This is a genomic window from Gammaproteobacteria bacterium (genome assembly GCA_029881255.1).
Taxonomy (GTDB): Bacteria; Pseudomonadota; Gammaproteobacteria; order S012-40; family S012-40; genus JAOUMY01.
In genome coordinates this window covers 1-10,453 of the sequence record JAOUMY010000031.1, presented here as the reverse complement: position 1 = coordinate 10,453, position 10,453 = coordinate 1, and the positions used below count along the sequence as shown (strand labels likewise).

The following is a 10,453-nucleotide window of genomic DNA, read 5'->3' as shown; positions in this document are numbered from 1 at the left end:
TCTTACGCAATTCCTTGAAGGAACATGGATCGACGAGGCCAAACGATCTGACACTTACTTAAACCAACGAGCCAAGGAACTGGGCTTTATCGATGACAAAAACAAGATTACCAACAAAGAGGGACTACTCGACTTGCGCTACAGTTCACGTGAGTCAATTGTGGCTGCAGCAGAAATGGGCAACCGTAACTTGAACAGGTTAATAGATGCGGGGTTGGTGTCGGCTGATGCCAACGAAAAAACACTGGCGCAAGCCATGTACATGACGCATCAAAGTGGGTACGAAGGCGCAAAACGTAACTTGAATATTGACAACAAACCCAATGCGCCCATACTAACGCAAGAGACAGCGTCCAATCTATTGACAAAACAGGTTGGAGATGAACATGCTACGACCTATATTAACCAAGCAGGAGGTAACGCACCAACTGCCTACAGGGAATGGTTACAAGGTCATATGAACAAGTATGTTGATCCATCGAAGTTTAAATAGAAGAGACAAATAGTGGAAAGGAATTAACCATGTATTTTCGAATCGGTTTTGTGTTGCTCCTTTGTGGTTTATTAAACTCAGCAAGCGCCGAGATATTTCAAGATTCCGTGGAATCATTCAAAACAGGCCAAGGCACAGTTTTAAAAAAGCAATTTGGCGAACCGGAAGATTTTGGAAATAGGGCGGTAAAAATATTTCTGGATGATAAATTGATTTATGAGGAAAAGGATTACCCCTTTGTGTATTTAAATGGATATTTTTCAGTGGGTGATAGCACTCTGATAGTCATTTCCCTTACAGATGGAGGAAATGCTTGTCCGGCTTTCTACAAAATCATTGATGTCAAAAACAAGAACGACATTTTTATAACCAAAGAATTTGGTACTTGCAGTGATTTGATACAGGCAAATCTCGATAATGATCGTTTGAAAATAACAATGCCATCGATGCACCCAGCAGATCCGGATGGAAGCTGGGAATACCATGGACGGCAGTTAGTAGACAAGAGAAAAATAGGAAAAAATGTTTCTAAAAAGGAAGAAAAAAAACGATATTACAATAAAGATGAAGTAAATACTCTTGCAGGAAAGTTGATGGTGGTGTCGGAAGAAAAAGTAAACGGCGACACAGAGATTACCATTCAGTTGAATACAAAAAAAATTTTTCAAGAGCATCAATTCAAGGCAGGGTTTATTAAGTTTCAATATCCCATGGAGTCAAGTCCACAGTTTGTCGTAATTAGGTTTATGGAGAAGAACGACGGCTGTGATAAACGGTTCAGAATATTAGAATTCAGCAATAAGGGCTTAAAGCACATGTCACCCGAGTTCGGTAATTGTGGCGCATGGCCGTCATTTGGATACGAAAATGGCGGAATCCACGTTTCATTTCTGAAGTCTAGTACTAAGCCTTATGAAGAATATTTGTTTAAAGACGGAGAAATAATTCAGGTAAAATGATGTCCTGTTGTTGTTCCTTCCGCCTGATGTTATCCCTTCATTTCCCACCGCAACAATTCATAGAATACATAGGTAGCCCTTAGTAGAGGTCCACACGGGTGGTGCGAAACTCGTCGGCATGCTGCCTGATCCAACGTCATCAGGACCGAAGGCAGCGAACGATGCGAATGCCGGTGCCGGGCGCAACCTGCAGCGTGTTAACGGACAGTACGTGGATGAAAGCGGTAAACCGCTGGATCGACAACAGTTGGCAAAGCTGGGGCTGGACAACACGCAACTGGCAAGTCTTGATCAGGGCAGCACCATGACGGATGTGAGTGGTGGTATTGGTAGTGACGGGGAGGTTCAGGGAGCGAAGGGCGCCGCATTTGACGCGAATGGTACATCCGGCACAGACACTGCTTCACTGGCGGATGCCGGTGTTGCGGGTGCAGGAAACGCCACCGGTGACGGCAGCAACAGCAACTACACCATTCAGAAAGGTGACACCTTGTCTGAACTGGCGCAGAAGTTTGGTACCACAACCGAAGCCCTGGCGGCCGCCAACAACATCGACAACCCGGATTTGATTTACGCGGGAGCGGAGTTGGTGGTGCCGGGTCTGAATGATGTTGCACCTCTTTCAAATGATTTTGTCGGACCGCCTACCCTGGCTGAATTTACGGTTCAACAAGCCGGAGGCTTGCGTGATCCTGGGTTCCTAAACGTAGGGGATATAAGTAGCCGGGCGTTTATAGAGAAGGTAGATAATTCAGGTATACCCGCTTCCAATAGAAATACAGGCAAGCTGCCAAAAGGAGCTTTCATTTCAAATTTTGAACTTGGAGCTGAAAGTAAAGACGTGAAGACATTGCAAAACCAACTGTATAAATACGGCTATCGGGACGTTAGCCGCTCCGGTGTCTTTGATTTGAATACCGCAGCGTCTTACCAACAATACAAGACCGAGGTTGGACGAGGTATCTGGAATATTACCGAAGATGGCAAACACGATCTAAACTTCAGCAATAAGTATCCTGAAGTAGGTGGTCGAGCGGTATTTGGTGAAGCTGCGGGCCAAAACTATGCCTCTAAGGAAGCCGTGGCGCAATCGATGAAGAGTCGTTTGGAGGATACCAAACACGAATTCAAAGGACTCAAGACCTACGAAGACGTGATCTTTCAAAAGAATGCCTACGATGCCGTGAATCCGGCGGGCGATAAAGCAGATAACCCTCAGTATAAAAACCTGTTTTATCGCGCCGAAGACTCGTCTAACCTGAGCGAGGCTGATAGATCAGCCTATTATGAGTCAGGACGTGCCTTCCTGAATGTTGCAGGAGGACACGTGAAGGATGATACGCAGGGCGCGATGTTTTATTATTCGCCACCGCTTCCAGAACCTGGTTATATTAGCCGCGGTCTTAAACAAGGAATGTATGAGCAAGTCTTCCCTCAAGAAGTGAAAAAAAATGAATTCCTTTTCTTTAGGTATAAATAGTGGAGCCATAAACTGTGAGAATGTTTAAAAGGAATTCGTGGAAATGGATTTTACTTGTTACATTTATAACTCCATTCGCCGCTTCCGCGATGACCGATGGGGAAAAGGCCTTTAAATGTGTAATTGATGATGCGCGTTTCGACGTCTATTGGGGATACAATGGATTGCTTATTCCAAAGGATACTCCGTTTACTGTTAGCGTCTACAGTAACGACTTTGATTTTTTGGTGATGTTTTTTACCACGAACCGAATCCATCGGGAGATTGGGACTGATGATAAACTAGGGAAGATTGGCTTAGGAAACCAGCTTTTCTATAATGTAAAAAGCCATTCTGGACCTTGTGGTCTGTTGGAAGATAAGGAGCGGCCACGTCTGTTTATCGTCGATAAAACCAACGAAGTACCGGACGACGCTACCTACGACAGAATGCTAGGCTGGCTTGATAAAGAGGACCGGGTTAAACACGATTATCATCGCCGTTTACTCGCACGTTATCAAAAAAAGGTTTTTAGCAAGACCGTCATTTTTAACTCCGATTGGGAGCCAGAGATAGACAAACCACCTTCGCCTGAAAAGCTGGCCTTGATTGAGCAGTTTAGAAAAGAGGAACATGAGAAATCCACACAGGGATTTAAAGTAACTTATTATATTGCGGATTTCAACATGAATTGGCCCTATACCTTTATGTATTTGGAGAGCGAAAGAATAGAACCCCTACCAGGAAAGAAATATAAAATTGATCGACTCGTATTTGAACTTTACTTCGTTGAGCCAAACAAGAAATATCAATATCTAAATTTTCCACCCGATCAGCGTTATCGTACGTTTCCCACAGATGAAATTAGTATCTACGTCGATGGGCGATGGAAGTTTGCGAAGGATTCACCTGAATTTGTCGAAAAAATCAAAAAACGAGCAATTGAGTTTGAGATAGTCAAACCTAAAAATGCCTCAGTAAAATAATAGACTTTGCTTGTTTGTTGTTGTCCTGTCTGCTTTCAATGCGAACTCGTGGCGTAAGCTTCCCCATTAGGTTGACAGACGAAAACCGAAATACCAAACTCTCTGATAACTTTACACTCAGCGAGTTTAGAGACCCAAGATCAGGAAAGGTTCTGGTGACCCCGGAACTGGTGGAAGGCTTACAAGGAGCACGAGATTTCTTGAATACCTCACCGGAGACACAGACTATGCGTGACAAGCACCCAGGGGGTGAATTCTCAATCAGGCCGCTGGTTACAAATGGAGAAGAAGGAAATCGTGCTGCCTACCGACCTGGATCGAGCGGTCAACATGGTGTTGGTAACGCAGCTGACGTAGAGATTGTTGGTCCAGACGGAAACCGCATTAACGACGAGTATCAAGGTGCGAAGTTGCTCGATCAATCAGGAGCGTTTAATCGGATTGGTTCTTATGTGAACGAGAGTGGAATTCCTAGATGGCATGTGGATATGAAGGATAGCTATCGTAGTAGTTATTGGATTAACGCCCAAGATCCTGATAAATATCCAGACGGAATTAGGTATTATGATTCATCTTCCAGAGACTTTTGGTTGAGAGATATTAAGCAAAGGTAAATCAATATGAAAAAATCCAATTTATTAACTTGCGTGATATTACTATTGTCTCTTTCTCACTCGGCTGTGGGCGCGAGTTCGAAGGTTGATTTAAACTACGAGAAAAATATTTTATCAACGATTGAACAATATACACATGCGTCTATCTTTGGAGAAGAAAATGTGTTCAAGGAAGTAACTAGTGAAAATTTTATTATCATAAATACAAATGGAGCGGCAGATTCGCGTTTGTTCGAACTGGGACAATTAGCGCCTAGAAAGGAAGCGGAGTTTGTAAGATATGAAAGTTCATCGATAAATATAGAAAAAATTGAACTTTCTAGTACGAAACGCCTAGCAATGGTGTATGTTACATGGAGAACAAAAGGAATTAATTTAGAGGAGGAGTCTGTCTTTGATGGAACTTCCAAATACATTTTCATTTTAGGCTATAATTTTCCGGACCTGGATAGTAAAACTCGAAGATGGATAGTGCTTTCTCGTATCGCATTTCCATAAGACGAAACTTGAGGACATCTAATCACTTTCTTTTATCACAGTAGCGAATCGGGCAGGCGGGGTGACCCTCAAAGGCTCAGATCTCAGCAACGGATTGAATCTCAATAAAAACAACTGAAAATAACCGAAGTATTTTACCTTAAAGCAGCCATTTGGCCCTTCAAAAAGCGCCAACAAGACAACCCCACCAACGACTACATCTATGCTGATCTAGGCAAAGGTAAACACCGAAACCAACTATCGGTAAAGCCACAGGCCCAGGCAAATCGGGCTCGGGTGGCACTGGTGGACCGAATGCTGCCAATGATCCAAACGGTGGCAGTGGCTACGCCAAGAATGCCAACGGCCAGTGGATAGGAAAACACCGGCCAGACCGTGTCACCGGTAATGGCCGCCAGCCTGGATCAAAGGATTGGCAGCATGGTGGCGAGCAATGGTGACGCGGGAGTGGGTGATGGATTGAAGACAGCGACGGGTGAAGGTGCAAGCGGTTCTGCGGCCACATCCGGCACAGGAAATGCTGCCACCGACAACGGTTATGTCCCTGAGACACCGGAAGAATACGTGGCGATGGTCTACGCCAAAGGCAACACCGCCACCGCGGATGAAATCGCCTCCGCGCAGTTGATCCTGGAGAATCTCGGTGGAGAAGCCGAGGCCTTGCAGTACAAGGCGAATGGAAAAACGGTCGATGGTGTCGATGGAAAACTCGGCAGCAAGACCACGGCCGCGATGGAGCGGTTTATTCGTGGGGAGAGTCCGGGGCAAATAGCAGCGCTTGCAGATCAAAAGTCCGGTGGGCTGAATGCCTCTGACTTCTTGATGCAAGATGTTGGCGACAAGCCGGTATTTGAATTGGTAAAGGGAACAAAACCTGCTTCTAGCGATACACTCAATCTGCGCCAAAACAGCAAGTACCAACAGGATATTGAATTTGCGGCGCAACGGACTGGTCGAACCAAGGCGACGATTGCCGCCCTCATAAATGCGGAAGCGGACAAAAAGAATGGTGTATGGGATCCAATGTCGAAGAACAAGAGTTCCACGGCCGCAGGTCTTACGCAATTCCTTGAAGGAACATGGATCGACGAGGCCAAACGATCTGACACTTACTTAAACCAACGAGCCAAGGAACTGGGCTTTATCGATGACAAAAACAAGATTACCAACAAAGAGGGACTACTCGACTTGCGCTACAGTTCACGTGAGTCAATTGTGGCTGCAGCAGAAATGGGCAACCGTAACTTGAACAGGTTAATAGATGCGGGGTTGGTGTCGGCTGATGCCAACGAAAAAACACTGGCGCAAGCCATGTACATGACGCATCAAAGTGGGTACGAAGGCGCAAAACGTAACTTGAATATTGACAACAAACCCAATGCGCCCATACTAACGCAAGAGACAGCGTCCAATCTATTGACAAAACAGGTTGGAGATGAACATGCTACGACCTATATTAACCAAGCAGGAGGTAACGCACCAACTGCCTACAGGGAATGGTTACAAGGTCATATGAACAAGTATGTTGATCCATCGAAGTTTAAATAGAAGAGACAAATAGTGGAAAGGAATTAACCATGTATTTTCGAATCGGTTTTGTGTTGCTCCTTTGTGGTTTATTAAACTCAGCAAGCGCCGAGATATTTCAAGATTCCGTGGAATCATTCAAAACAGGCCAAGGCACAGTTTTAAAAAAGCAATTTGGCGAACCGGAAGATTTTGGAAATAGGGCGGTAAAAATATTTCTGGATGATAAATTGATTTATGAGGAAAAGGATTACCCCTTTGTGTATTTAAATGGATATTTTTCAGTGGGTGATAGCACTCTGATAGTCATTTCCCTTACAGATGGAGGAAATGCTTGTCCGGCTTTCTACAAAATCATTGATGTCAAAAACAAGAACGACATTTTTATAACCAAAGAATTTGGTACTTGCAGTGATTTGATACAGGCAAATCTCGATAATGATCGTTTGAAAATAACAATGCCATCGATGCACCCAGCAGATCCGGATGGAAGCTGGGAATACCATGGACGGCAGTTAGTAGACAAGAGAAAAATAGGAAAAAATGTTTCTAAAAAGGAAGAAAAAAAACGATATTACAATAAAGATGAAGTAAATACTCTTGCAGGAAAGTTGATGGTGGTGTCGGAAGAAAAAGTAAACGGCGACACAGAGATTACCATTCAGTTGAATACAAAAAAAATTTTTCAAGAGCATCAATTCAAGGCAGGGTTTATTAAGTTTCAATATCCCATGGAGTCAAGTCCACAGTTTGTCGTAATTAGGTTTATGGAGAAGAACGACGGCTGTGATAAACGGTTCAGAATATTAGAATTCAGCAATAAGGGCTTAAAGCACATGTCACCCGAGTTCGGTAATTGTGGCGCATGGCCGTCATTTGGATACGAAAATGGCGGAATCCACGTTTCATTTCTGAAGTCTAGTACTAAGCCTTATGAAGAATATTTGTTTAAAGACGGAGAAATAATTCAGGTAAAATGATGTCCTGTTGTTGTTCCTTCCGCCTGATGTTATCCCTTCATTTCCCACCGCAACAATTCATAGAATACATAGGTAGCCCTTAGTAGAGGTCCACACGGGTGGTGCGAAACTCGTCGGCATGCTGCCTGATCCAACGTCATCAGGACCGAAGGCAGCGAACGATGCGAATGCCGGTGCCGGGCGCAACCTGCAGCGTGTTAACGGACAGTACGTGGATGAAAGCGGTAAACCGCTGGATCGACAACAGTTGGCAAAGCTGGGGCTGGACAACACGCAACTGGCAAGTCTTGATCAGGGCAGCACCATGACGGATGTGAGTGGTGGTATTGGTAGTGACGGGGAGGTTCAGGGAGCGAAGGGCGCCGCATTTGACGCGAATGGTACATCCGGCACAGACACTGCTTCACTGGCGGATGCCGGTGTTGCGGGTGCAGGAAACGCCACCGGTGACGGCAGCAACAGCAACTACACCATTCAGAAAGGTGACACCTTGTCTGAACTGGCGCAGAAGTTTGGTACCACAACCGAAGCCCTGGCGGCCGCCAACAACATCGACAACCCGGATTTGATTTACGCGGGAGCGGAGTTGGTGGTGCCGGGTCTGAATGATGTTGCACCTCTTTCAAATGATTTTGTCGGACCGCCTACCCTGGCTGAATTTACGGTTCAACAAGCCGGAGGCTTGCGTGATCCTGGGTTCCTAAACGTAGGGGATATAAGTAGCCGGGCGTTTATAGAGAAGGTAGATAATTCAGGTATACCCGCTTCCAATAGAAATACAGGCAAGCTGCCAAAAGGAGCTTTCATTTCAAATTTTGAACTTGGAGCTGAAAGTAAAGACGTGAAGACATTGCAAAACCAACTGTATAAATACGGCTATCGGGACGTTAGCCGCTCCGGTGTCTTTGATTTGAATACCGCAGCGTCTTACCAACAATACAAGACCGAGGTTGGACGAGGTATCTGGAATATTACCGAAGATGGCAAACACGATCTAAACTTCAGCAATAAGTATCCTGAAGTAGGTGGTCGAGCGGTATTTGGTGAAGCTGCGGGCCAAAACTATGCCTCTAAGGAAGCCGTGGCGCAATCGATGAAGAGTCGTTTGGAGGATACCAAACACGAATTCAAAGGACTCAAGACCTACGAAGACGTGATCTTTCAAAAGAATGCCTACGATGCCGTGAATCCGGCGGGCGATAAAGCAGATAACCCTCAGTATAAAAACCTGTTTTATCGCGCCGAAGACTCGTCTAACCTGAGCGAGGCTGATAGATCAGCCTATTATGAGTCAGGACGTGCCTTCCTGAATGTTGCAGGAGGACACGTGAAGGATGATACGCAGGGCGCGATGTTTTATTATTCGCCACCGCTTCCAGAACCTGGTTATATTAGCCGCGGTCTTAAACAAGGAATGTATGAGCAAGTCTTCCCTCAAGAAGTGAAAAAAAATGAATTCCTTTTCTTTAGGTATAAATAGTGGAGCCATAAACTGTGAGAATGTTTAAAAGGAATTCGTGGAAATGGATTTTACTTGTTACATTTATAACTCCATTCGCCGCTTCCGCGATGACCGATGGGGAAAAGGCCTTTAAATGTGTAATTGATGATGCGCGTTTCGACGTCTATTGGGGATACAATGGATTGCTTATTCCAAAGGATACTCCGTTTACTGTTAGCGTCTACAGTAACGACTTTGATTTTTTGGTGATGTTTTTTACCACGAACCGAATCCATCGGGAGATTGGGACTGATGATAAACTAGGGAAGATTGGCTTAGGAAACCAGCTTTTCTATAATGTAAAAAGCCATTCTGGACCTTGTGGTCTGTTGGAAGATAAGGAGCGGCCACGTCTGTTTATCGTCGATAAAACCAACGAAGTACCGGACGACGCTACCTACGACAGAATGCTAGGCTGGCTTGATAAAGAGGACCGGGTTAAACACGATTATCATCGCCGTTTACTCGCACGTTATCAAAAAAAGGTTTTTAGCAAGACCGTCATTTTTAACTCCGATTGGGAGCCAGAGATAGACAAACCACCTTCGCCTGAAAAGCTGGCCTTGATTGAGCAGTTTAGAAAAGAGGAACATGAGAAATCCACACAGGGATTTAAAGTAACTTATTATATTGCGGATTTCAACATGAATTGGCCCTATACCTTTATGTATTTGGAGAGCGAAAGAATAGAACCCCTACCAGGAAAGAAATATAAAATTGATCGACTCGTATTTGAACTTTACTTCGTTGAGCCAAACAAGAAATATCAATATCTAAATTTTCCACCCGATCAGCGTTATCGTACGTTTCCCACAGATGAAATTAGTATCTACGTCGATGGGCGATGGAAGTTTGCGAAGGATTCACCTGAATTTGTCGAAAAAATCAAAAAACGAGCAATTGAGTTTGAGATAGTCAAACCTAAAAATGCCTCAGTAAAATAATAGACTTTGCTTGTTTGTTGTTGTCCTGTCTGCTTTCAATGCGAACTCGTGGCGTAAGCTTCCCCATTAGGTTGACAGACGAAAACCGAAATACCAAACTCTCTGATAACTTTACACTCAGCGAGTTTAGAGACCCAAGATCAGGAAAGGTTCTGGTGACCCCGGAACTGGTGGAAGGCTTACAAGGAGCACGAGATTTCTTGAATACCTCACCGGAGACACAGACTATGCGTGACAAGCACCCAGGGGGTGAATTCTCAATCAGGCCGCTGGTTACAAATGGAGAAGAAGGAAATCGTGCTGCCTACCGACCTGGATCGAGCGGTCAACATGGTGTTGGTAACGCAGCTGACGTAGAGATTGTTGGTCCAGACGGAAACCGCATTAACGACGAGTATCAAGGTGCGAAGTTGCTCGATCAATCAGGAGCGTTTAATCGGATTGGTTCTTATGTGAACGAGAGTGGAATTCCTAGATGGCATGTGGATATGA

At 44.7% G+C, this 10,453-nt stretch carries 11 protein-coding genes; all 11 read left to right on the top strand.

The features are described 5' to 3' along the window. Nucleotides 1–493, top strand: a 493-nt coding sequence (locus OEZ43_21810; GenBank protein ID MDH5548216.1) for a hypothetical protein, incomplete at its 5' end; no start/stop codon positions are given. A gap of 29 nt (nt 494–522) precedes the next feature. Then, entirely contained in the window at nt 523–1,452 is a 930-nt protein-coding gene (locus OEZ43_21805) for a hypothetical protein (GenBank protein MDH5548215.1), read from the top strand. Between the two features lie 118 nt (nt 1,453–1,570). Next, entirely contained in the window at nt 1,571–2,932 is a 1,362-nt protein-coding gene (locus OEZ43_21800; protein ID MDH5548214.1) for a LysM peptidoglycan-binding domain-containing protein, read from the top strand. Between the two features lie 14 nt (nt 2,933–2,946). Then, nucleotides 2,947–3,897, top strand: coding sequence for a hypothetical protein (locus OEZ43_21795; GenBank protein ID MDH5548213.1), 951 nt, complete (start codon nt 2,947–2,949; stop codon nt 3,895–3,897). A gap of 155 nt (nt 3,898–4,052) precedes the next feature. Next, nucleotides 4,053–4,511, top strand: coding sequence for a hypothetical protein (locus OEZ43_21790; GenBank protein ID MDH5548212.1), 459 nt, complete (start codon nt 4,053–4,055; stop codon nt 4,509–4,511). A gap of 6 nt (nt 4,512–4,517) precedes the next feature. Next, nucleotides 4,518–5,009: a hypothetical protein gene (locus OEZ43_21785; GenBank protein ID MDH5548211.1), complete on the top strand. Its 492-nt coding sequence runs from the start codon at nt 4,518–4,520 to the stop codon at nt 5,007–5,009. Nucleotides 5,010–5,384: 375 nt separating this feature from the next. After that, nucleotides 5,385–6,557, top strand: a complete 1,173-nt coding sequence (locus tag OEZ43_21780; protein ID MDH5548210.1) for a hypothetical protein — start codon at nt 5,385–5,387, stop codon at nt 6,555–6,557. A 29-nt stretch (nt 6,558–6,586) separates the two neighbouring features. Then, nucleotides 6,587–7,516, top strand: coding sequence for a hypothetical protein (locus OEZ43_21775; protein ID MDH5548209.1), 930 nt, complete (start codon nt 6,587–6,589; stop codon nt 7,514–7,516). A gap of 118 nt (nt 7,517–7,634) precedes the next feature. Then, a complete protein-coding gene (locus OEZ43_21770; GenBank protein MDH5548208.1) occupies nt 7,635–8,996 on the top strand; it encodes a LysM peptidoglycan-binding domain-containing protein in 1,362 nt (453 codons plus the stop codon). Nucleotides 8,997–9,010: 14 nt separating this feature from the next. Beyond that, complete coding sequence (locus OEZ43_21765; protein ID MDH5548207.1) at nt 9,011–9,961, top strand: hypothetical protein; 951 nt, start codon at nt 9,011–9,013, stop codon at nt 9,959–9,961. A 155-nt stretch (nt 9,962–10,116) separates the two neighbouring features. Further along, on the top strand, nt 10,117–10,453 hold a 337-nt coding region (locus tag OEZ43_21760; protein ID MDH5548206.1), incomplete at its 3' end, for a hypothetical protein.

Excerpts from the sequence above, each read along its gene's own strand:
- OEZ43_21805 (MDH5548215.1), top strand. The coding sequence starts at position 523 with ATGTATTTTCGAATCGGTTTTGTGTTGCTCCTTTGTGGTTTATTAAAC.
- OEZ43_21775 (MDH5548209.1), top strand. The coding sequence starts at position 6,587 with ATGTATTTTCGAATCGGTTTTGTGTTGCTCCTTTGTGGTTTATTAAAC.
- OEZ43_21800 (MDH5548214.1), top strand. The coding sequence starts at position 1,571 with ATGCTGCCTGATCCAACGTCATCAGGACCGAAGGCAGCGAACGATGCG.
- OEZ43_21770 (MDH5548208.1), top strand. The coding sequence starts at position 7,635 with ATGCTGCCTGATCCAACGTCATCAGGACCGAAGGCAGCGAACGATGCG.
- OEZ43_21785 (MDH5548211.1), top strand. The coding sequence starts at position 4,518 with ATGAAAAAATCCAATTTATTAACTTGCGTGATATTACTATTGTCTCTT.